This window comes from Candidatus Pelagibacter sp. HTCC7211, from assembly GCF_000155895.1.
Classification (GTDB): domain Bacteria; phylum Pseudomonadota; class Alphaproteobacteria; order Pelagibacterales; family Pelagibacteraceae; genus Pelagibacter.
Genome location: NZ_DS995298.1, coordinates 821,191 through 844,535 on the forward strand (window position 1 = coordinate 821,191; position 23,345 = coordinate 844,535).

The window sequence follows — 23,345 nt, forward strand, 5'->3', positions numbered from 1 at the left end:
TAGTATCTCAATATAATGTAAATTATGCCATCAGTGAAAGAGATTGCAAAAGCAGCTAAATTAAAAGTTCAGTCAAAAAAAAAAATAACAAATGAAGCTTTTGATGAGATAAAAAAAAATTTACCAGAAAATTGCGCACTATTATTACAAGTACTTAACAAAAGTTTTAAAATAAATAAAGATTTTGATGATTTAAATCACGAATTAAAGGAAATTACTAAAAATCTTCATTTTAATATAAATGATACATCATCAAAATATAAAAAAAGTATTAAAGATCTTTGGTCAAAAGAAAAAGCAGAACTTCAAACAGATGGTATAATTATTTGTGATATATATTACAAAACAAAAAATTTAACTGCAAAGTATGGCTTTAAACAAATTGCAGATAAGAGCGAGGGCAATAGACAGCTAATAGCTGATGCACTTGCAAATCAAACTTATTATGACGATGTTATAATAAGAGTTTCTGCTAATCCAATTCAATCAATTGATGTTAATAATCTAACTAATCATCTTATTAATTTTTCAGAAATTGATATTAAAAAATTAGCACAATTAATTTCAAAAACCGAGTTTAATTGGACATTAATAACATTAGCAGGATTCTCTGGAGCAACGCCAAATAAAAAAATATATAAATTTAAAAATTATAAAAAAATGATTGAAAACCTTACCAATTTTTTAGTTGATGAGACTTCTAAAGAAAAAGGTGAAATTTTAAAATATTTTTCAAAAGGATTGGTTTCTTCAATATTTAGTATCGCAAATGAATTTTTGACAGGTTTTAAAAGAGAAGAAATTGATTTTGCTTCACAAATACTTTTTTATGATGAAAAGGGAAGAGAGAAGAAAATATAGAATAATTAAATAAATAAAATTATCTATATTTATAGTAAACTATTAAATATATCTCTTTAAATTGTTTTTATCTAACTTCTTTTACTTGACCATTCTGCATGTAAATTCTAAATGATTTTCTACATTTTTTACAATAAGCGGGGCTACTACCATTACTTACACCTACATTATGAGTGTCAGTATTCCCACAGCTTGGACAAGCTACAGTTTCTCTTGATGCCATTAATAAATTATAATCTAAATATAATCGAAATACAATTAATATTAATATATAGAAATAGTTAAATAAGAAATAGAATATAAAAAAAAATGTCTATATTAGATAAGTTAAATAAAAAAAAAGCTAATAATAAATCTAATATTGAATCTGATCCAACACCTGATACTGAATTAGCTTATAAAGAAATTCACAAATTTCTTGCAACAACCTCCATTTTGATAAAGAAAGAAATGACTACTTATGTAGATGGTCTTATTAAAGCAAAATTTAAAAAAAAAAGTGATATTAATCGTTTTGAAAAAAATTTTAATAATTCAGCAATAACAGATACATATTGGTTTACTCAGAAAGATGGTTTTGAGTTAGATAAATTTGTTGCGGTAGGATTAAAAATTAAAAGTTTCAATGAACTACAAATTAAAGAAGAAGAAAAATTAATTAAATTTAATAAAAAAGAACCAAATTGGTTTAAACTAACCGGAGAAGATGGTGAAATTCCCTGGGAAAGTATTTCATTTTTAAAAAGAAAATCTGCAAAACAAGCAGTACGAGATTTTAATCTAAATTACAAAAAAATTTTAGATATAAAAAATGTAAAAATTGAATTAAGTATTATATGCGCTTCAAAAACTCTAAGTGGTAAAATCTCTGATATAGGATCAATTTTCTCAAAAAGAGTAGATACACATAAGGAAGATATATCATCATCAATAGATAGTAGTGTTAGTGATGTGTTGTCTAAAATTGGAATAAAAAGAAATCCAGAAATTATTAAAATTTTGAGAGACACAAAACAAAAAGTTAAAGAGAAAGTTAAAGAAAGCTCTATAAAAGATTATAAAAAAAATCTAGAAAAGATAACTGAATTATTGGCCTCAAAATATCTTAATATTTTATGATTATGGCTAAATCACAATATGGTGAAGGTAATGTTTTAGGTGCTCCAATGTTAGTGAGATCCTCATACAATAATAAAGAAGAAAATATTTGAGTAAATGACAGTCGACAGAATTAAAAATTTAGAAAGTTAAAAATGCTATATTCTGAAAAAGATGTTATTGAAAAAATTAAGAATTTAACAAAAACTGTTAAGAATGATCAAACATTTGAAAGTGTTGTTGATCGTTTTATAAACGAAACCTTTGGTGATCCATCAGGCACAGGAAATACTGAGGGTGTAGAGTCATTGATATTAGATTTAACAAATAATAACGAAGAAATAAGAAAATTTTTTAATAATGATCAATATAATATTTTAATTGAGAAATTAAATTTGTGGCAAGACCAAAATTTTGAATAAACTATAGGACTTTATAGGATAACTTGCACAAGACTTGTACATGAGGAGATAAAATAAAAAAAATTTACTTATTAGCCTTGTTCAATTATAAATATTAGCATAAACACTCATGAAATTCATTAATGCCCTCGTGGTGAAATTGGTAGACACAAAGGACTTAAAAGGCGAGGGATAGAAGTTAAAGTCAGTCCATAGTAGTCCAAGGCAGTCTAAAAAATCCTATAAAATCTTATAACCTTAACTTAGCTTTAAATTAATATTGGATAATAAGACTTAATTAATTTGTGCAAACCAGCACAAAACCAGCACATAAATAGTTAAAAAAATTTTATTTACAACCCAAACTAGAGGGATATTTGTTTTTATTTACAAATATAGTCAATCTTATAAAATGAAATTGTGAGTTTAAAAAAAAAGTTACTATGTAGTGTAGCAGTTGCCACTGTAGCTATACCTTTATCATTAAACAATATTACTTCTTCTGCTAAAGCTGAATCTTGCTACTCCCTTGGTAACTCAATTTATTGCAGTGATGGTTTTAGCGCCTATTCTCTTGGAAACTCGGTTTATGGTAATGATGGTTATAGTTCATACTCTTTAGGTAACTCAACTTATGGCAATGATGGTTTTAGTTCCTATTCTCTTGGAAACTCGGTTTATGGTAATGATGGTTTTAGTGCCTATTCTCTTGGAAACTCGATTTATGGTAATGATGGTTTCAGTGCCTATTCTCTTGGAAACTCTATATATAGTTTTGGCAATTAATTGAAAACAATTAAAGTTGGGTGGTTTATAGACGACACACATAGAGCTAAATTTCTTTTTAATGAACCTTTTCCAGTAAAAAAAACCAGAAGAATTCCTTTATCAAAAAGAGCGGTACAGGCATGTCCTGCAGTCAATCACTTCGAAAGACGATATTTTCAAGTAAACTTTCCTTACGATCTGAGACTAAGATATGAGTTTGAAAATGAAAAACATAATTTGTATGTAATTCCAGAAGAAACAAGAATCGACGATGATTTAATTGCACAAAATATTGTTTTAATGCCTCCAAAATTTTGGAGGGATGAAAATTTTCCAACTATTCAAATAATGTGTCCTTATGTTTTTATATCTGATGATGATGTTTTTATGTCACAACTACCACCATTCTTAGACTATAAGCATAATTTATGGCCTGGTTTAGTGACAGCAGGAAGGTTTCCTATAAATATTTGGCCAAGAATTCTTTCTTGGGGATTTGAGTGGGTCGATAAAAAAAAAGATTTAATTTTTAAAAGAGGTGACCCCTGGTTTTATGTTTTTTTTGAATCAAAAGACCCAACTGACATAATTAATTTAATAATGGCTGATAATACTGATGAATTAAAAGAATATAGGAAAGGTATAGCAGATACTGTTAAATACACTTCAAATTCTTTTGGATTATTTGAAGAAGCAAAAAAAAGAAGGCCAAAAAAACTTTTAAAAGAAAGGAAAAAGTGATGAGTATTAAATCTAATTTCTATTATGACGCTGTTAAAGGAATTTATTTAAATGATAATATAGTAAAATTTAATATGGTTTCAGTACCAATGTCTCAAAACGAAATTGAAGAAAAAATTACATTAATTTCTTCGTTAAGTCGTTTCGAAGCAATGGTTAATTTTTTAAGTGGAGAACTAAAAAAGATGAAATCTTTAGAAATTTCAAACAATGGAGAAAATTCTGCTGAGGAAAAAATAGAAAATGAAAAAAAACCTGAAAAAGGTAAAATTTTAGGTTCTTTTGAAAAAAAATAAAATTATAAAAAAATTAAGATATTAATTAAATTAATCGTCCTATAAAGTATAGGATAACCAGCACAAGACCAGCACACAGAGATATAAAATAAAAAAAATTTACTTATAGGTCTTGTTCAATTATAAATATTAGCATAAACACTCATGAAATTCATTAATGCCCTCGTGGTGAAATTGGTAGACACAAAGGACTTAAAATCCTTGCCGCTTGCGGAGTGCCAGTTCGAGTCTGGCCGAGGGCACCACTAAATGAGCAAACCTCAAATTATTTCTGACAAAAATAAAAAATCATCAAATATTAAAAATTTACTTTTAAAAAAAATTAAAAATTACTCATTTAAACAAAAAGATCTTGTAATTGTCATTGGTGGTGATGGCTTTATGCTTAAAACATTAAAAAAAATTAAAAATTCAAAAAAAAGATTTTATGGAATTAATTCAGGAAATTATGGATTCTTAATGAATAAGTTTTCTTCAAAAAATATAATTAAGAATTTATCTAATGCTAATATGATTTCAATTTCACCTCTAGAAATGGTTGTAAAAAATAAGAATAATCAAACAAAAAAATCCTTAGCTATTAATGAAGTTTCAGTACTAAGACAAAGCAGACAAGCAGCATCTTTATCAATTAAACATGGTTCAAAACAAATTATTAAGAATTTAGTTTCAGATGGAGTTCTAGTATCAACACCTGCGGGGAGTACTGCTTACAATCTGTCAGTTCATGGACCTATATTAGGGTTAAACTCAAAAAAATTATCTATTGCTCCCATTAGCCCATTTAGACCTAGAAGATGGAGGGGTAAAATAGTTGGTGATAAATTAAAAATTATAATTACTAATTTAAACACAACCAAAAGGCCAATTAGTGCTGTTGCTGATAATTTAGAAGTTAGAAATGCTAAGTCTATTTCTATTCAAACTAATAATAAAATTAAGTTCAATCTTCTTTATGACAAAAATAGAAGCTTACAAAAAAAAATTAAAATTGAACAATTAAGAAGAGAAACAAGCTAACTTACCTAATTATATTTAATGATGGTGCTTTCGCACGGATTCGAACTATAGACCTATTGATTATAAATTAAAATTCATTTTTTTAAATAAGCATTATCTATTATCATTAATTGTTGAATATATTTAGTCTAGTCACACACTAATCAGAATGATAAGGTTTTTATTGTGAAAAATATTTTCATCTCATCACTTTTTTATTTATTTTTATTTTTACCATATTTAAATTATACAAATGCTGATCACACACTTTTGCATAATTTAAATCAAAAAAAAGCAAAATCCAAAAATGAAATACAAGGATCAACATCGGCCAAAGACACTACTAAAACTCCAACTTTAGAAAAGTGTAAAAAAAAGATTGCTACTCTAGCAGTTGTTGAGCCGCAAGATTATGAGATGTTGGCATTATCACAATACTCTTTACCTTCACCAACATCATTAATAAGACTAATAGTACAACAGTCTAATTGTTTTATTGTTTTGGAAAGAGGTATTGCTATGCAAAATTTATTACAAGAAAGAACTCTTTCATCTTCAGGAGAGTTAAAGCAAGACCAAAATATGGGTAAAGGTCAAATGATTACAGCTGATTATATTTTAACACCAACGATTATATTTAAAGAAGCTAACACCGGAGGTGTGGGTGGATTATTAGGGGGATTATTACCTGGCAACGCTGGTTCTGTTGCTGGAATTATTGGAGGTAGTTTAAAATTTAGTGAGTCTCAAACCTCACTTACACTAGCTGATACAAGAAGTGGAATCCAAGTTGCTGCTGCTGCTGGTGCTTCTAAAAAATCAAGTTTTGGAGTTGTTGCAGGTTTAGGAGGAAGCTCAGCTGCAGCTGGTTTGGGTGCTTACTCAAATACTCCTGAAGGTAAAGTTGTAGCCGCAGCTTTTTTACAAACTTATAACTCTATAGTAGATACAATTGAAGGTGATAAAGACCTAATAAGAGAAAACTCCTTACTAGAATTTAAAAAAGAAGGAGGAAAGAAAATTAAAAAAGCAAAAAAAAGTATTGTTGGAGAAGTTAGATTATCAAAAATAAATAATGTTCCAGTATTTACAAAACCTGATGGAGAAAATATTATATTTAAACTTACTTCAAAAGAAGAGGTTGTTATATTGGGTGAAGAGGGAGATTACTATAATATAATGGGATCTGGTGGAGAAGGTTGGGTAAAAAAAATTTTAATTAAATAACTAAATTATAAATAAATCCTGTAGGCAATTGCTACACACTTAATATAAATATTTATATAAAATCAAATTCTTCAAATATAATAATCTTTGATTTAATTTAATGATGGTGCCCCCGCACGGATTCGAACCGCGGACCTATTGATTACAAATCAATTCTAAAAGTTTAAATAAACATATGTTTGCAACAATAATCTTAAAATATATTTAGCTTGGCAACAATCTGGCAACAGTGATAAAGTTTTTTTATGAAGCGAAATGGTTTCACATTAATAGAACTCTTAGTCGTAGTAGCAATCATCGGTATACTTGCTGCAGTGGGTGTTGTTGCTTATGATGGTTATACTAGTATTGCAAAAGATAATGCTGTTAAGGTAAATTGTAAACAAGTTGCTTCAGAGATAGGTTCGAAGTTTGGTTTTTGTGCAATGAATCCTGGATCATCTATACAACTAAAATCAATTGGTGGAAGACAAACCATAGAAAATGTTCAATGTGATAAAAATAAAACCAGTACAGGACAGATGTTAATCAAAATAGTTAATCATTTAAATAATGAAGGTTATAAAAATCCTTATGGACATAATAGTGGTACAGAAGGTGTTCATAATGGACCCGGTGCCTATCAAGCAAGTTCTGGACTTTGGTGGCAAGATTTAATGATTAAAGGAAATAGCTATGATAAGTTATCACTAGGTAGATGTGTAGTGCAATATCATACCAATGGAGATATTGGTGTTACAGGTTTTTTTGATGCGGGAACTTTTAAAGCAAATGGTCGTGACCTTTCAGAAGCATTGCAATGGACACAATTAATCATGACAGCTGATACTAGATGAAACAAAAAGGTTTCACCCTAATAGAACTCTTAGTCGTAGTTGCAATCATCGGTATTCTCGCTGCAGTAGGTGTGGTTGCTTATAGTGGATATACGAGTGGTGCAAAGAAATCTGCCATTAAATCAAATTTTAAAACTGTAGAAAAATATACATCTGCTGAATTAATGAAGTGTCAAATAGGTCAAACAGATATTTTTATAAACTCTGGATCAAATAAAGTTAGTTGTAGTGGTGTAGATAATCCAGGTAGAACTTATACAGCAATGGTTTTTGATCCTAGTCTTAGATTCTTAAATCCAATTAATAATGGAATTGGAAATAGAGCTGACCAACATGTATTAAGAAACGATGTTTATAAAGGATCAAACATACCAGACAACATGACTGGTTATATTTTTTTAAATTTCGGATCAACTTGGCCAGCAACTATGAGATCTTGTATTGAGGCACCTTGTTCAAATCCAAACAACATCTTAACTTCAAGTATTAATTATTAGCAACCGACTACTTGATTTGATAACAAACTGACAACAATCTGACAACACTTATTGTTGTAAGATTAGTTCCTGCATAGATATTTTATATGAAAAAGTAAGTGAAGTGGTGCCCCCGCACGGATTCGAACCGCGGACCTATTGATTACAAATCAGGAATAAAACTTTAAATAGATCTTTGTTTTCAACGAAATTCAATATTTAACTTTGATATAGTCACACTAGCGTCACAGTGATAATATTTTTGTATGGGAGATATTAATAAAGCACCAAATGACTTTTTCGAAAATTGGAATAACCTTAAAAGTATGCCTTATAAAAATGTTATCGAACAATTTGTTAAAAGAAGTGATGAAAATAAAATGATGAATGCTACTCAGTTTGAAATTGAAAACTTCCCAAAGAAAGTTCGCAAAGATTTAACTGTTTCTGAAACTAATATATTTTATCACGGCTTATCAGGATTATTCAAAGATGATAAATGGTGGAAAGATGCGTCAGTTGCTGATGCTTGTACGTTTTATTTATCTTGTGCACGAAACTTTATTCCATATTTTAAAGATTATGCACAAGAGGAAGATAATCTATCTCAAAAGCAAAAAAATGAAATTTTTAGCTTATATCAAATATGTACATTATTTATTTCTTGGAACGCGATGAGAGAAAAGAATTTAAGAAAAATTATGGGTATTAAGAAGGGTTTATTTTTAAGATGAAAAAACTTTTAGGGATCGTGGTTCTTGGTTTGTTGTTGAGTGGGAATTCTTATGCAAAGATTATAAAACTACACTGTGAATTTATAGCAGGGAATATTATTGAAAAAGTACCTCACCCTGGTCACGAGGATATTAAAAAAAATACAACGTATATTTCAATTAGTGAACACGATATAAAAGGCTATAATATAAAATTGGACACAACGAAGGAAGAAATTATTGAGGCTCCAAATTATAGTTCAGATGGTTCTACACGTATGTTTGGTGATGAAATAATAGAATGGTTTGCTGCGCTTGGCTCTGGATCAGAACTTAAAGTACGCTACACATTAAATCGATATACTGGTCGATTAAGAGAATATCACAAACATTATAAATATGGAGATACAGAAAATAACTATTGGATGGATCTTATTTATGATTGTTCAAAAGCTAAAAAATTATTTTAATATGAAAAAACTTTTTGAAGATTTTAAGACACTAGATAACTCTTGGAAATTTATTATTGTAGGTAGTTTAATTGGATTGGTTGGTTATGTGATGAGTGAAACAGTTACTTATGAATTTTGGTATTCTTTTCACTGGGTTGGTTTAGGTATAGCAATTTTTGGCTGGTTGATGGCAGCTTTTGGAAAATAAAAATGAAAAAATTTTTAGAGATAACTATTCTTTGGCTTTTTTTAATTGGAAATTCTTATGCTATTGAAAATTGGGAAATTAAAAAAGTTATAGATAATAAATATATAGAAATATCTACAGAGGGACTTAATGTTAAAGGTGATAAATATAAGCTCCTTATGAAGCTAAATGGAAAATGTGATACTATTGAAGATGGCTTTACGTTTTATACAACAAAAAATAATCCAGGAGTTATGCTTCTACCAGGAAAGAAAATTAAAATTGAGTCTATGGGAAAAATATTTGCATCTGAAATAAAAGCGGTTGTTCCAGTTTTAAGTGGTTCTCATCATCTAGTTTGGATAACAAATGGATTATATGAGTTTGAAGGACATACAAACTTTATAAGCCAAAGTGAAAAAAATGACGTTAAGTTACATTTTGTATTTGATGATTTTGAGAAAGGAACAGGTTGGGAAGCAAAAGAATTTTTTAATGAAACAGAAAATACTTGGAGTCTGAAGAATTTTTCTGAAGCTGTGAAGTTGGGTCAAAAAATGTGTTTGGATAACTAAAACGACTACTTGATCACACCACACTCACGTCACACTAACGTCACACTCATTAAAGAAATTTAATTTAAACTAAAACTTTAGAAAAAAATTTAACGTTGATTTTATTGAGTGAAGTGGTGCCCCCGCACGGATTCGAACCGCGGACCTATTGATTACAAATCAATTGCTCTACCAACTGAGCTACAAGGGCATGCGCAATAACTATTAATTATTTATAAAATAATCAACTCTTTTTTTTTAAATAACTTAAATGATGAAATACAATTGCTGCACTATTTGAGATATTTAGACTTTCTATATCTTTATTTATATCTATTTTAACAAAAAAATCAGCGTATTTACCTGTATGTTCTTTCATACCAAAACCTTCGGATCCAAAAAGAAGAACATTTTTTCCTTCCCACTTAACATCAGTAAAATTTTTTTCGCCTCTTGCATCAAAACCATATACCCAAAAATTTTTCTCTCTTAAATTTTTAAGTGTAGAATTTATATTTGATACTTTAAAAATGTTTAGATGTTCCATACACCCACTTGCTGATTTATACATCAGCTTACTATCACTTGGAAAATGTCTTTCTTTGACAATTAATCCATCAATTTTAAATGATGCAGCACTTCTAATTAATGAACCAATATTTCTTGGATCAGTTACTTCATCCAAACATACAAAAGTACAATCTTTTTTCTCTTTTATAAACTCTTTGAGATCAGGCTGTTCAAGATGTTCAACTTCTGCAATGTAACCATTATGCATTAATTGTTCTTTTGAAGTGTATTTATCTAATTCTTTTTTTGATTTAAAGTAAACTTTGACATCTTCTAATACATTTTTTCTAGAGTTCTTTTTATGAATATTTTTTTTTGCATCTTCAGTTAAAAATACTCTTAAAACCTTCCTGTTAGGATTTCTGAGAGCTTCTATTACAGCATGTTGGCCAGCGATGAAAAAGGATGATTTATTCATAAATTTAATAGAGTTTTACACGTTTTTTTGAATATTTTCTTATTAAATCACGTGTTGCATTTGCATAAATAAAATATATAAAACGCATGTTGTTTGAAGCTTTATTGAACAGGGGACACTTCCCCAAAGGAGGGGTTCCAGAGCGGTCAAATGGGGCGGGCTGTAAACCCGTTGACTTCGGTCTTCGAAAGTTCGAATCTTTCCCCCTCCACCATTCAATAAAAATTTTAATAACGTGGAGTGTTACTCTTGGGGTTGTGCGGGTGTAGTTCAATGGTAGAACGCTAGCCTTCCAAGCTGGATGTAAGGGTTCGATTCCCTTTACCCGCTCCAAGAAAAAGAAATTATTAATGAAAACAAAAACTGAGGTAAAAAAGTAATGTCAAAAGAAAAATTTGTTAGAAGCAAACCCCATTGTAACATTGGGACTATTGGTCATGTCGACCATGGTAAAACAACTCTTACTGCAGCTATTACAAATGTATTAGCAGAAGCTGGTGGTGGAACTGCTGTAGCTTACGATCAAATCGATAAGGCTCCAGAAGAAAAAGAAAGAGGAATTACAATTTCAACTGCACACGTTGAATACGAAACAGAAAAAAGACATTATGCTCACGTTGATTGTCCAGGTCACGCCGATTATGTAAAAAATATGATCACTGGTGCTGCACAAATGGATGGTGCTATCTTAGTAGTAAATGCTGCTGATGGTCCTATGCCTCAAACAAGAGAACATATTCTTTTAGGAAGACAAGTTGGAATCCCAGCAATTGTTGTTTACTTAAATAAAGTAGACCAAGTTGATGATAAAGATATGATCGAACTTGTTGAAGAAGAAATTAGAGAACTTTTAACATCTTACAAATATCCTGGAGAAACAACTCCTATCGTAAAAGGTTCTGCATTAGCAGCTGTAGAAAAAAGAGATGATGAAATTGGAAAAAATTCAATTTTAGAATTAATGAAAGCTGTTGATGAGCATATTCCGCAACCAGCTAGAGAAGTTGACAAACCTTTCTTGATGCCGGTTGAGGACGTTTTTTCAATTTCTGGAAGAGGAACAGTTGCAACTGGAAGAGTAGAGTCAGGTGTAATTAAAACTGGTGAAGAAGTTGAAATTGTTGGAATTAGAGAAACTAAAAAATCAGTTTGTACTGGTGTTGAAATGTTTAGAAAACTTTTAGATTCAGGTGAAGCTGGTGATAACGTTGGAATTTTATTGAGAGGTATTGAAAGAACAGACATCGAAAGAGGACAAGTTCTTTGTAAGCCTGGTTCAATTACTCCACATACTAAATTTGAAGCTCAAGCGTATGTACTTAAAAAAGATGAGGGTGGAAGACATACACCGTTCTTTACTAAATACAGACCACAGTTTTATTTTAGAACAACTGATGTAACAGGTGAAGTAGAGTTGCCAGCAGGTACTGAAATGGTAATGCCAGGTGATGATGCTAAATTTACTGTTAAGTTAATTACACCGATTGCAATGGCTGAACAATTAAACTTTGCAATTAGAGAAGGTGGAAGAACTGTTGGAGCAGGAGTAGTAACTAAAATTATAGAGTAACTCTATAAATAGGAGTGTAGCTCAATTGGTAGAGCGCCGGTCTCCAAAACCGGAGGCTGAGGGTTCGAGTCCCTCCGCTCCTGCCAATTAGAGCTTAAAGATTATGAAAAACCCGATTAAATTTATTCAGGAAGTTAAACAAGAGGCTTTTAAAGTTTCATGGCCTACATGGAAAGAGACATTACAAGGTGCTTTAATGGTATTTGCAATGGCTGTAATAATGTCATTGTTTTTTCTTCTTTTAGATCAGGTTTTAAAGTTTTTTTTAGAACTACTACTTAAAGTGAGTATTTAATGAAAAATTGGTATATTGTTCAATCACATTCAAGCTTTGAAAACAAAGTGGCTGGCCTTATTAAAGAAGAGGCTGATAAAGCTAAAATTGGTGAAAAATTTGAGGAAATTATTGTTCCAACTCACGATGTAACTGAAGTTAAAAGAGGTAAGAGAGTTCAAAGAAAAAAGAAATATTTTCCAGGTTACGTGCTAATCAAAAGTGAAATGGACAACAATATCTATCACATGATTAAAAACATAAAGAGAGTGAGTGGTTTTCTTGGATCAAAAGGAATTCCTGTTCCAGTTTCAGATAAAGAAATAGAGAAGATATTAGGTCAAATAAAAGATGGTGTGGCTCAGCCAAAATCTGGTATAGAGTACAGCGTTGGTGAAAAAGTTCAGGTAGTTGATGGTCCTTTTGCATCATTCAGTGGAATGGTGGAAGATATAGATGAAGAAAAGTCTAGACTTAAGGTCTCTGTTTCTATATTTGGACGTCCAACACCAGTAGATTTAGAATATAACCAAGTTGAGAAAGTAAGTTAATGGCAAAAGAGATAAGTGGATTTATAAAATTACAAATTAAAGGTGGTCAAGCAAATCCTGCTCCACCTGTTGGTCCAGCATTAGGTCAACGTGGTGTTAACATTATGGAATTTTGCAAAGCATTTAATGACAAAACAAAATCAATGGCAGGTAAACCTGTACCAGTTGAGATAACGGTCTATAAAGACAAAAAATTTGATTTTAAAATTAAATCACCACCAGCATCTTTTTTTATAAAAGAAGCAGTTAAACTTAAAGGTGGATCAAAAGAACCAGGTAGAAATATTGTTGCAACAATTTCAAAAAAACAATTAGAAGATATTGCTAATCAAAAAATGGCTGATTTAAATGCTCATGATTTAGATGAAGCAATAAAAATTATTGCAGGTTCTGCAAGATCAATGGGTATAGAGGTAAAAGAATAATGGCTTCAAAAAGATATAAAAAATTACCTAAAAATACTAAAGATTTAAATGCAGATGTAATTGAAAAATTATTACCTCAATTAAAAGAAAACTGTACAACTAAATTTGATGAGTCTTTAGACTTAAGTTTCCAGATTAATAATAAACAAAAGAAAAGCGAAGTTAATATTAGAACAGTTGTAAACTTACCTGGTGGAACTGGTAAAGATGTAAAAGTTGCTGTTGTTTGTGAAGAAAACAAAGCTCAAGAAGCAAGAGATGCTGGAGCAGATATTGTTGGAAGTGATGAATTTGTTGAAAAAATTAAAGGTGGTGAATTAAATTTTGAAAAATTAATTTGCACACCTGGTATGATGATCAAACTATCAAAATTAGGAAAAGTTTTAGGTCCAAAAGGATTGATGCCTAACCCAAAACTTGGTTCTGTATCTGAAAATATTAAAGAAGCTATTACAAACGCTAAATCAGGTCAAGTTGAAATTAGAAATGATAAAGATGGCAACATTGGTGTTAGCATTGGAAAAAAATCTTTTCATGATGATCAGTTATTAAAAAACTTCCATGCGGTATTAGATGCTCTAGAAAAAGAAAAGTCTAACAATACTCTCAAAGGTGATTTAATTAAAAATACTTTTGTAACTTCAACTATGGGTGTTTCATATAAAGTTAAATTAGGGAAGGCGATTTAGTTATGATGACCAAAGTTCAAAAAAAGAATTATATTTCTGAAATGTCAACACAGTTTGAAAATAGTAAAGCTGTTATGGTTACTCATTATCAGGGATTGACTATGGTTCAACTGGATGAATTAAGAGCTCAGATGAGAGAGCATGGAATTATTTTTAAAATTACAAAAAATAGAATCACTAAATTAGCTTTAGAAAATACTAAGTGTAAAGAATTGTCAGACTTATTTAAAGGACCAACAGCAGTAGCTTTTGGTGAAGATGCAATTATGTCTGCAAGAATTTTGTCTAAATTTGCAAAAGATAACGATAGTTTAAAATTAATTGGTGGAATTATGGATAATGAGGTCTTAGACCAGGCCGGTGTCCAAAATGTAGCAAGTTTGCCAACATTAGATGAAGCAAGAGCAAATATTGTTGGTATTTTAAATGCTCCAGCGTCTAAATTAGTGAGTATTTTGCTTGCATACTCAGAAAAAATGAGTAGTTTGTCCGCAGAAAATTCTGAAACACAACCTAAAGAGTAATAAAATATGCCTGACCTAAATAAAATTATTGAAGACCTTTCGAGTTTAACTGTTGCAGAGGCAGCTGAACTTTCAAAACAATTAGAAGAAAAATGGGGTGTTACTCCAATGGCAGCAGCAGCTCCAGCAGCAGCAGGTGGTGCAGCTCCAGCAGAAGACAAAGATGATTTTACAATTATGCTTGTGTCGGCTGGTGAGAAAAAAATTAACGTTATCAAAGAAGTTAGAGCAGCAACTTCATTAGGTTTAAAAGAAGCTAAAGATCTTGTAGAGGGAGCACCAAAAGAAGTTAAATCTGGTGTTAATAAAAAAGAAGCTGAAGAGATCAAAGCTAAGTTAGAAGCTGCGGGCGCTAAAGTAGAACTTAAATAAATTAACAAGAAAGAATTCGAATACTGATTATTTTTAATCAGTATTATTAAATATAAATGCAATTATCTTTTACTGAAAAGAAAAATATAAGAAAAAGTTTTGGTAAACTAAAAGAAAGTTTATCTATTCCAAATCTTATTGAAGTGCAAAAAAATTCTTACAAAGAATTAACAGAATTTTATTCTGAAGCAGAGTTAACAAAAGGTTTTGATAGAGTTTTTAAAAGTATATTTCCTATTGAAGATTTAAACGATAAAGCAACATTAGAATATGTATCTTATAGATTAGATAAGCCAAAATTTGATGTTGAAGAATGTATAACTAGAGGTCTAACTTATTCATCTGCACTTAAATGCACATTAAGATTAGTAGTTTATGAAATAGATCAAGACAATAACACTAAAGATATTTTGTCAGCAAAAGAGCAAGAAGTTTACATGGGTGAAGTTCCCATGATGACAAACAGTGGTACTTTTATAACTAATGGAGTTCAAAGAGTTGTGGTTAATCAAATGCACAGAAGTCCAGGTGTATTTTTTGATCATGATAAGGGAAAAACTCATGCAAGTGGAAAATTATTATTTAACTGTAGAGTAATTCCAAACAGAGGATCTTGGTTAGATTTTGAGTATGATGTAAAAGATTTTTTATATTTTAAGATTGATAGAAAAAAGAAAATTTTTGCATCAACATTATTATTAGCGCTTGGATATTCAAAAGCTGAGATCGCTGATGAGTTTTATGCAAACGAACTATATACTTTTGATCCAAAAACTGAAAAATGGAAAACTAAATTTAATCCTGAAAATTATAAAGCTAAAAATTTCTCTGAAGAGGTAATTGATGCCAAAACTGGAGAAGTTGTTATTAAATTAGGTGATAAAATTAATTTTTTAAATGCAAAAAAATTAGCAAATGATGGTTTAAAAGACATTTTAGTTTCAAGAGAGTCTTTATTTGGTAAATTTTTACACAGAGATGTCAAGGTTAGTGAAGAAGAAGAAGGAGTATTTAAGATTGGAACTGAGCTAAACGATACAATTATTCAACAAATTTCAGATGCAAATATCCATTCTTTACAAATATCAGTAACAAATTCTATCAATAAAGGACCTTATTTATTAACTACAATCCTAAACGATAAGAATAATTCTAAAGATGAAGCTATTACTGAAATTTATAAAATGCTAAGACCTGGTGAACCACCTACAATTGAAATAGCTACTCAAATATTTAATAATTTATTCTTCAGTTCCGACAGATACGACTTATCAGATGTTGGAAGAGTTAAAATGAACTCAAGACTAAATCAAGATTGTTCAGATAAAATAACCATTTTAAGAAATGACGATATAATTGCGATAGTTCATAAAATGCTAGATTTAAGGGATGGTAAAGATGATGTAGATGATATTGATCACCTTGGAAATAGAAGAGTTCGATCTGTTGGTGAACTAGTTGAAAACCAAGCAAGAATTGGCGTTTATAGAATGGAAAGAGCGATTAAGGAAAAAATGACCACACTCGATGTTGAGTCAGCTATGCCTCAAGATTTGATTAATGCAAAACCATTAACAGTTTCATTAAAAGACTTTTTTGCAAGCTCGCAACTTTCTCAATTTATGGATCAAACAAATCCATTATCTGAAATTACTCATAAAAGAAGAGTATCAGCCTTAGGTCCTGGAGGATTAACTAGAGAAAGAGCTGGATTTGAAGTACGTGACGTGCACCCAACTCACTACGGAAGAATTTGTCCAATTGAAACACCTGAAGGTCCAAACATTGGTTTGATTAATAGTTTATCGACGTACGCAAAGATCAACAAGTATGGTTTTATTGAAAGTCCATACAAAAAAGTAAAAGATGGAGTAGTTCAAGATAATGTTGTGTATCTATCTGCAATGGAAGAAACAAAATTTACTATCGCTCAAGCAAATACAAAATTAGACAAAAATGGAAAAATAGTTGAAGAATTAGTTTCTTGCAGACAAAATCTTAATTTTCTATTGGCAAAACCAGATACGATTGATTATATCGATGTATCACCAAAACAACTTGTATCAGTTGCAGCATCATTAATTCCATTTTTAGAGAATGATGACGCTAACAGAGCTTTGATGGGATCAAATATGATGAGGCAAGCTGTTCCTTTATTGAAACCTGAATCACCACTAGTTGGTACCGGTATTGAAAGTGACGTAGCATTAGACTCTGGTGTAACTATCGTTTCTAAAAGAGATGGAATTGTTGATAAAATTGATGGAAAAAGAATTGTAATCAAAGCTACTGAAGAAACTGATTTTTCTAAATCAGGGGTAGATATTTACAACCTTCAAAAATTTAAAAGATCAAATCAGAATACTTGTATTAACCAAAAACCATTAGTTAGAGTTGGTGATAAAGTTAAAACTGGAGATATTATTGCAGACGGCCCATCAACAAAATTAGGTGAACTAGCATTAGGTAAGAATGTGACTGTAGCATTCATGCCTTGGCAAGGATACAACTTTGAAGATTCTATATTAATTTCAGAAAGATGTGTAACAGACGATGTATTTACTTCAGTTCACATTGTTGAATATGAAATTATGGCTAGGGACACTAAATTAGGTGAAGAAGATATCACAAGAGATATTCCAAATGTTAACGAAGAGGCATTAAAAAATCTTGATGAGTCTGGAATAGTTTATATTGGTGCAGAAGTTAATGCAGGAGATATCCTTGTAGGAAAAGTTACTCCAAAAGGGGACTCAGCTTCAGGTCCAGAGGAAAAATTATTAAGATCAATATTTGGTGAAAAAGCTATTGATGTTACAGACACATCATTAAGAATGTCAAGAGGAAGTAGTGGTACTGTTGTTGATGTTAGAGTTTTTAATAGACATGGCATCGAGAAAGATGAAAGATCTATTACTATTGAAAGAGCTGAAATTGAACAAGTTCAACAGGATAAAATAGTAGAAGAAGAAATTTTAGAGAGAAGTATTAAGCAAAGAGCATCTCAATTTTTATCAGGATCGTCTCTAATTAAAAAAGTTAAAGATTTATCAGAAGGTACAAAACTTGATTTTGAAACAATAGATAAATTATCTGTTAATGATGTATTCAAAATTACAGTTGGAAATGTAAATGATGAAGCAACACTTGCTCAACTTAAAGATCAGTACAATAAAGCCAAACAAGATATTACAGAGAGATTTGAGGATAAAGTTTTAAAAATTAGAAGTGGCGATGATTTGCTTCCAAGTGTGATGAAAATGGTAAAAGTTTTTGTTGCAATTAAAAGAAGATTAAGACCGGGTGATAAAATGTCAGGAAGACATGGAAACAAAGGTGTAGTTAGTAAGATTGTACCTGTTGAAGATATGCCATATCGTGAGGATGGAAGACCTGTTGATATTGTATTAAATCCACTTGGAGTACCAAGTAGGATGAATGTAGGTCAAATTTTAGAGACACATTTAGGATGGGCTTGTAAAGAGTTTGGTGAAGAAGTTAAAAAACTAGTTAATGAGAATAATAAAAAAATAGAAAAGACTGAAAAAATATCAAAATTTTTAAAATCTGTTTATGGGGAAGAAATTTTTAATGAAAAAGTTGAAAAACTGAGCAAACCTGAGTTTAAAGATTTATGTGAAAATTTACAAAACGGTATAGCTATATCAACACCAGTATTTGATGGTGCAAAAGAAAAAAATGTTACAGATATGCTGGAATTAGCAAATCTACCTGGCTCAGGACAAACATACTTATGGGATGGTAGAACTGGTGAAAAATTTGATAGACCAGTAACTGTTGGAATAATTTACATGTTAAAACTTCATCACTTAGTTGAAGATAAAATTCACGCAAGATCAACAGGACCATATAGTTTAGTTACACAGCAACCATTGGGTGGAAAAGCTCAACTTGGTGGTCAAAGGTTTGGTGAAATGGAAGTATGGGCTTTAGAAGCCTATGGTGCATCTTATACACTTCAAGAAATTCTAACTGTTAAATCAGATGATGTTGCAGGAAGAGTTAAAGTATATGAAACAATTGTTAAAGGTGAAGAAAACTTTGAGTCTGGAATACCTGAATCATTTAACGTATTAGTCAAAGAGATTAAATCATTAGCATTAAACGTGGAGCTTAACTAAAATGAAAAAAGAATTAACAGATTTATTTAAAAATACTGAAATATCTGAAGCTCAAAACTTTAATAGTATAAAAATTTCATTAGCTAGTCCTGAAAAAATAAAATCTTGGACATTTGGAGAAATTAAAAAGCCAGAAACTATAAATTACAGAACTTTCAGACCTGAAAAAGATGGATTGTTCTGTGCAAGAATTTTTGGACCAATTAAAGATTATGAATGTTTGTGTGGAAAATACAAACGAATGAAATTTAGAGGAATAATCTGTGAGAAATGTGGAGTTGAAGTAACTAAATCTAATGTTCGTAGAGAAAGAATGGGACATATAAACCTTGCAACACCTGTAGCACATATTTGGTTTTTAAAATCTTTACCTAGTAGAATTGCTCTAGCAGTTGATATGAAGCTTAAAGAGATTGAAAGAGTTTTATATTTTGAAAATTTTATTGTTATTGAGCCAGGTTTAACTGGATTACAAAAAAACCAACTATTAAATGAAGAAGAATTAGCCAAATATCAAGACGAGTTTGGTGAAGAATCATTTACTGCAGGAATAGGTGCTGAAGCAGTTCTAGAAATGTTAAAGAATTTAGACTTAGAGCTAGAGAGAAAAAATCTTGTAAGTTTTATTAAAGAGACAAAATCAAAAGTTAATGAAGAAAGAGCTATTAAAAGATTAAAACTTTTAGAGTCATTTATTGAAACAGGTCAAAAACCAGAGTGGATGATTTTAACAGTTGTTCCAGTAATTCCACCTGAACTAAGACCTTTAGTTCCATTAGATGGTGGAAGGTTTGCAACATCAGACCTTAACGATCTTTACAGGAGAGTAATTAATCGAAATAACAGATTAAAAAGATTAATGGACCTTAAAGCTCCAGATATAATCGTTCGTAATGAAAAAAGAATGTTACAAGAATCTGTAGATGCATTATTTGATAACGGTAGAAGAGGAAGAGTAATAACTGGTACTGGTAAAAGACCTCTTAAATCGCTGGCAGAAATGCTTAAAGGTAAGCAAGGAAGATTTAGACAAAACTTATTGGGAAAAAGAGTGGATTACTCTGGAAGATCTGTAATTGTCGTTGGACCAGATTTAAAGCTTCATGAGTGTGGATTACCTAAAAAAATGGCTCTTGAATTATTTAAACCATTTCTTTACGCAAGATTAAACAAACAAGGTTTAGCTTCAACTATTAAACAAGCTAAAAAATTGGTTGAAAAAGAGACAAATGCAGTTTGGGATGCACTAGAGTTAATTGTTAGAGAGCACCCTGTGATATTAAACAGAGCACCAACACTTCATAGATTAGGTGTTCAGGCATTTGAACCAAAATTAATTGAGGGCGATGCTATTGAATTACACCCATTAACTTGTGCAGCTTTTAATGCTGACTTTGATGGTGACCAAATGGCAGTTCATGTTCCACTAAGTTTAGAAGCTCAATTAGAAGCAAGAATATTAATGTTATCCACAAACAATATTTTGTCACCATCTAATGGAAAGCCAATTATCGTTCCAAGTCAGGATATGATTTTAGGTATATATTATCTTTCTCAAGAACCTTTGACTGATAAACCAGCAGGTTATTTTGTTGACGTAGATGCAATTGAATTTGCCTTATCTTCAGACCAAATAAAAGTACATAGTACTATTATATCAAGAATTGCAACTGTAGATGAAAATGGGAATAAAAAATTTGAAAAATATACATCTACTGCAGGGAGATTCTTATTAGCTAACTTGCTTCCAAAAAATAGTAATATTAAATTTTCTCTAGTAGATAGATTACTACCTAAAAAAGTTGTTTCAGAAATTATTGATGTAGTCTTTAGGTTTTGTGGTCAAAAAACTACAGTTATATTTTGCGATAAGCTAAAAGATTTAGGTTTTAAACATGCATTTAAAGCTGGTATATCTTTTGGAAAAGATGATCTTGTAATCCCAGAGAGCAAAACACAACTTATCGATAATACTAAAAAATTAATTGCTGATTACGAAACTCAATATGCAGAAGGCTTAATTACTAGAGGTGAAAAATATAATAAAGTAGTTGATGCTTGGTCTAAGTGTACCGATAGTGTTGCTGGTGAAATGATGAAAGGTATTTCAGCGACTGAAAAAACAGAAGAGGGTTTAAAAATTAATTCAGTTTATATGATGGCTGATAGTGGTGCTAGAGGATCAGCAGCACAAATGAAACAATTAGCCGGTATGAGAGGATTAATTGCAAAACCTTCAGGTGAAATTATTGAAAGTCCAATTATATCAAATTTTAAAGAAGGATTAACAGCATTAGAATATTTTAACTCTACACACGGAGCAAGAAAAGGTCTTGCTGATACAGCGCTTAAAACTGCAAGTTCTGGATACTTAACAAGAAGACTTTGTGATGTTGCACAAGATTTAACTATCACTAAAGTACAATGTGATAATCCTGGTTTTATTGAACTTTCAGAAATTCTAGAAGGTGGAAATGTTGTTGTAAGTTTATCAGAAAGAGCTTTAGGAAGAGTTACAGCTGGTGACGTTAAAAATCCATTAACAGGTGAAGTTGTTGTTAAAAAATCAGAAATGATAGATGAAGCAGGTTGTGATTTAATAGATGCTGCAGGCGTAAAATCGATCAAAGTTTATTCAGTAATGACATGTAGCTCAAAAGAAGGTGTTTGTGCAACGTGTTATGGTAGGGATCTATCAAGAGGTAAAATGGTTCATGTTGGTGAGGCAATTGGTATGATTTCTGCTCAATCAATTGGTGAACCTGGAACACAGTTAACTATGAGAACATTCCACGTAGGTGGTACAGCTTCAGTAAAACAAGAATCTCAAATCGTAAGTAAAAGCGAAGGTACTCTTAAAATTATAAACTCTAATATTTTAGAAGATTCTAAGAAAAACTTAATTGTAATGGGAAGAAATACTCAACTTTCAATTGAAGATGATAATGGAGTTCAAATAGCAGTTTATAAAGTAGCTTATGGATCAAAATTATTTTTTAATAATGGTGACAAAATAAAAGCAAATACTAAAATTTGTGAATGGGACCCTTACACAACACCAGTAATTGCAGAAAAAAGTGGTACAGCAAGTTTTGTTGATTTAATTGATGGTGTTTCAATTCAAGAAACCACAGATGATGCCACAGGTATTTCATCTAAATCAGTAATTGACTGGAGGGCACAATCAAAAAGTACAGATTTAAAACCAAGAATTACTTTAAGAGATGAAAAAGGAAATGTAATTAAAAAGGCTGATGACAATGAAGCAAGATATTATTTAGTTCCAGATTCAATTCTATCCATTAAAGATGGACAAAAAGTATATGCTGGAGATGTAATTGCAAGACTTCCCAAAGAAACTACTAAAACAAAAGATATTACTGGAGGTCTTCCAAGAGTAGCAGAATTATTCGAAGCAAGAAAAGCAAAAGATAGTGCTATTATTGCAGAAAACGATGGTCAAGTTGTGTTTGGAAAAGAAGTAAGAGGAAAACAAAGAGTATCGATTGTTCCTGAAGATGGTGCAGAAGCTTCAAACTATTTAATTCCTAAAGGAAAACATATTAATTTTAATCCTGGCGAAAAAATTCAAAAAGGTGAATATTTATTGGATGGACAACCATTACCTCATGATATTTTAAGAATACTTGGAATTAAAGAATTGACTGAATATTTTGTTAATCAAGTTCAAGAAGTATATAGACTACAAGGTGTAATTATAAATGACAAACACATTGAAACTATTTTAAGACAAATGCTTAAAAAAGTTGAAGTTAAAGTTTCAGGTGACTCTAATTATTTACCTGGTGAAGTGATAGATAGAATTAAATTCGATAATGCAAACGAAAAACTTGTTGCTGAAGGTAAAACGCCAGCAGTTGGAGAAAGAGTTTTAATGGGCATAACCAAAGCATCATTACAAACTGAGTCATTCATCTCAGCCGCTTCATTCCAAGAAACAACAAGAGTTCTGACAGATGCTGCAATTAAAGGTAAGGTTGATCCATTAAATGGATTAAAAGAAAATGTTATAGTTGGTAGGTTAGTCCCAGCTGGAACTGGAAATATTAAGAACAAATGGAACAAAAAAGCTCTTGAAGATGACAATAATTTTATTGCAGAACAAGATAAAATAGAGTCAACAGAAGCTGCTGAAACACCAGCAAATTAGTCATTTAAATCACTTGAAAATTGAAGTTTT

24 protein-coding genes, 5 tRNA genes and 1 pseudogene are annotated in these 23,345 nt (G+C 30.7%); 27 read left to right on the plus strand and 3 right to left on the minus strand.

All coding sequences use genetic code 11. From position 1 onward, the window contains the following. The first annotated feature begins 24 nt into the window (after nt 1-24). Nucleotides 25-861, plus strand: coding sequence for a hypothetical protein (locus tag PB7211_RS04335; protein ID WP_008544535.1), 837 nt, complete (start codon nt 25-27; stop codon nt 859-861). Between the two features lie 67 nt (nt 862-928). Here PB7211_RS04335 and PB7211_RS07975 read toward each other — a convergent pair whose 3' ends face one another. Continuing rightward, nucleotides 929-1,084: a hypothetical protein gene (locus tag PB7211_RS07975; protein ID WP_008544536.1), complete on the minus strand. Its 156-nt coding sequence runs from the start codon at nt 1,082-1,084 to the stop codon at nt 929-931. Between the two features lie 86 nt (nt 1,085-1,170). On the opposite strand from PB7211_RS07975, the gene PB7211_RS04340 reads away from it, so the two are divergent. The 14 genes and pseudogenes from PB7211_RS04340 to PB7211_RS04410 all read left to right on the plus strand — a co-directional run bounded on the left by PB7211_RS04340 (nt 1,171) and on the right by PB7211_RS04410 (nt 9,630). Next, nucleotides 1,171-1,980, plus strand: coding sequence for a hypothetical protein (locus PB7211_RS04340; protein ID WP_008545516.1), 810 nt, complete (start codon nt 1,171-1,173; stop codon nt 1,978-1,980). 134 nt (nt 1,981-2,114) lie between these two features. Beyond that, a complete protein-coding gene (locus PB7211_RS04345; protein WP_008545729.1) occupies nt 2,115-2,381 on the plus strand; it encodes a hypothetical protein in 267 nt (88 codons plus the stop codon). Nucleotides 2,382-2,780: 399 nt separating this feature from the next. Further along, nucleotides 2,781-3,146, plus strand: coding sequence for a hypothetical protein (locus PB7211_RS04350; protein ID WP_050754615.1), 366 nt, complete (start codon nt 2,781-2,783; stop codon nt 3,144-3,146). After that, on the plus strand, nt 3,147-3,869 hold the full coding sequence (locus tag PB7211_RS04355) for a hypothetical protein (protein WP_008544364.1): 723 nt from the start codon (nt 3,147-3,149) through the stop codon (nt 3,867-3,869). Then, a complete protein-coding gene (locus tag PB7211_RS04360; RefSeq protein ID WP_008544550.1) occupies nt 3,869-4,165 on the plus strand; it encodes a hypothetical protein in 297 nt (98 codons plus the stop codon). Before PB7211_RS04355 ends, PB7211_RS04360 begins: the two co-directional genes overlap by 1 nt. A 159-nt stretch (nt 4,166-4,324) precedes the next feature. Beyond that, nucleotides 4,325-4,410: transfer RNA gene (locus PB7211_RS04365), tRNA-Leu, on the plus strand. Nucleotides 4,411-4,414: 4 nt separating this feature from the next. Beyond that, the gene (locus tag PB7211_RS04370; RefSeq protein WP_008544910.1) at nt 4,415-5,185 is read left to right on the plus strand and encodes an NAD kinase; all 771 of its coding nucleotides are present in this window, start codon (nt 4,415-4,417) and stop codon (nt 5,183-5,185) included. 165 nt (nt 5,186-5,350) lie between these two features. Continuing rightward, a complete protein-coding gene (locus PB7211_RS07850; protein WP_008545644.1) occupies nt 5,351-6,391 on the plus strand; it encodes a peptidoglycan-binding domain 1 protein in 1,041 nt (346 codons plus the stop codon). 245 nt (nt 6,392-6,636) lie between these two features. Then, nucleotides 6,637-7,227 (plus strand): type IV pilin protein, encoded by a 591-nt coding sequence (locus tag PB7211_RS08060; protein ID WP_008545026.1) that lies wholly within the window; start codon nt 6,637-6,639, stop codon nt 7,225-7,227. Beyond that, a pseudogene (locus PB7211_RS08135) lies at nt 7,224-7,296 on the plus strand (type IV pilin protein); the annotation flags it as partial. The gene PB7211_RS08060 and the pseudogene PB7211_RS08135, both read left to right, overlap by 4 nt. Nucleotides 7,297-7,969: 673 nt before the next feature. Then, nucleotides 7,970-8,437 (plus strand): hypothetical protein, encoded by a 468-nt coding sequence (locus tag PB7211_RS04395; protein WP_008544372.1) that lies wholly within the window; start codon nt 7,970-7,972, stop codon nt 8,435-8,437. A 35-nt stretch (nt 8,438-8,472) separates the two neighbouring features. Next, nucleotides 8,473-8,886, plus strand: coding sequence for a hypothetical protein (locus PB7211_RS04400; RefSeq protein WP_156773046.1), 414 nt, complete (start codon nt 8,473-8,475; stop codon nt 8,884-8,886). Between the two features lies 1 nt (nt 8,887). Next, nucleotides 8,888-9,076 carry a hypothetical protein gene (locus PB7211_RS04405; protein WP_156773047.1) on the plus strand — a complete coding sequence of 63 codons (189 nt, stop codon included), beginning with the start codon at nt 8,888-8,890 and terminating at the stop codon, nt 9,074-9,076. A gap of 2 nt (nt 9,077-9,078) precedes the next feature. After that, a complete protein-coding gene (locus tag PB7211_RS04410; RefSeq protein ID WP_008544094.1) occupies nt 9,079-9,630 on the plus strand; it encodes a hypothetical protein in 552 nt (183 codons plus the stop codon). A gap of 114 nt (nt 9,631-9,744) precedes the next feature. Here the strand turns inward: PB7211_RS04410 and PB7211_RS04415 are convergent. Both PB7211_RS04415 and rlmB read right to left on the minus strand, forming a co-directional pair. Next, nucleotides 9,745-9,820: transfer RNA gene (locus PB7211_RS04415), tRNA-Thr, on the minus strand. A 33-nt stretch (nt 9,821-9,853) separates the two neighbouring features. Then, entirely contained in the window at nt 9,854-10,597 is a 744-nt protein-coding gene (rlmB, locus tag PB7211_RS04420; protein ID WP_008545467.1) for a 23S rRNA (guanosine(2251)-2'-O)-methyltransferase RlmB, read from the minus strand. Nucleotides 10,598-10,725: 128 nt separating this feature from the next. On the opposite strand from rlmB, the gene PB7211_RS04425 reads away from it, so the two are divergent. From PB7211_RS04425 to rpoC, 12 genes are all read left to right on the plus strand, one after another. Further along, a tRNA-Tyr gene (locus tag PB7211_RS04425) sits at nt 10,726-10,811 on the plus strand. Between the two features lie 45 nt (nt 10,812-10,856). After that, nucleotides 10,857-10,930 (plus strand) — tRNA-Gly (locus PB7211_RS04430). Between the two features lie 46 nt (nt 10,931-10,976). Further along, nucleotides 10,977-12,167 carry an elongation factor Tu gene (gene tuf / locus PB7211_RS04435; protein ID WP_008544772.1) on the plus strand — a complete coding sequence of 397 codons (1,191 nt, stop codon included), beginning with the start codon at nt 10,977-10,979 and terminating at the stop codon, nt 12,165-12,167. A 10-nt stretch (nt 12,168-12,177) separates the two neighbouring features. Beyond that, nucleotides 12,178-12,253 (plus strand) — tRNA-Trp (locus tag PB7211_RS04440). Nucleotides 12,254-12,270: 17 nt separating this feature from the next. Beyond that, nucleotides 12,271-12,462: a preprotein translocase subunit SecE gene (gene secE, locus PB7211_RS04445; protein WP_008545339.1), complete on the plus strand. Its 192-nt coding sequence runs from the start codon at nt 12,271-12,273 to the stop codon at nt 12,460-12,462. Then, nucleotides 12,462-12,992, plus strand: coding sequence for a transcription termination/antitermination protein NusG (gene nusG / locus PB7211_RS04450; RefSeq protein ID WP_008545981.1), 531 nt, complete (start codon nt 12,462-12,464; stop codon nt 12,990-12,992). Before secE ends, nusG begins: the two co-directional genes overlap by 1 nt. Continuing rightward, nucleotides 12,992-13,417 (plus strand): 50S ribosomal protein L11, encoded by a 426-nt coding sequence (gene rplK / locus PB7211_RS04455; protein ID WP_008545199.1) that lies wholly within the window; start codon nt 12,992-12,994, stop codon nt 13,415-13,417. The genes nusG and rplK overlap by 1 nt, the downstream gene beginning before the upstream one ends. Then, a complete protein-coding gene (gene rplA, locus PB7211_RS04460) occupies nt 13,417-14,106 on the plus strand; it encodes a 50S ribosomal protein L1 (protein WP_008544821.1) in 690 nt (229 codons plus the stop codon). The genes rplK and rplA overlap by 1 nt, the downstream gene beginning before the upstream one ends. 5 nt (nt 14,107-14,111) lie before the next feature. Further along, complete coding sequence (gene rplJ / locus PB7211_RS04465; protein WP_034399241.1) at nt 14,112-14,630, plus strand: 50S ribosomal protein L10; 519 nt, start codon at nt 14,112-14,114, stop codon at nt 14,628-14,630. 6 nt (nt 14,631-14,636) lie between these two features. Further along, a complete protein-coding gene (gene rplL / locus PB7211_RS04470; protein WP_008545031.1) occupies nt 14,637-15,002 on the plus strand; it encodes a 50S ribosomal protein L7/L12 in 366 nt (121 codons plus the stop codon). A 56-nt stretch (nt 15,003-15,058) separates the two neighbouring features. After that, nucleotides 15,059-19,144, plus strand: coding sequence for a DNA-directed RNA polymerase subunit beta (rpoB, locus tag PB7211_RS04475; protein ID WP_008545012.1), 4,086 nt, complete (start codon nt 15,059-15,061; stop codon nt 19,142-19,144). Nucleotide 19,145: 1 nt separating this feature from the next. Continuing rightward, complete coding sequence (rpoC, locus tag PB7211_RS04480) at nt 19,146-23,315, plus strand: DNA-directed RNA polymerase subunit beta' (RefSeq protein ID WP_008544099.1); 4,170 nt, start codon at nt 19,146-19,148, stop codon at nt 23,313-23,315. The last annotated feature ends 30 nt before the right edge of the window (nt 23,316-23,345 follow it).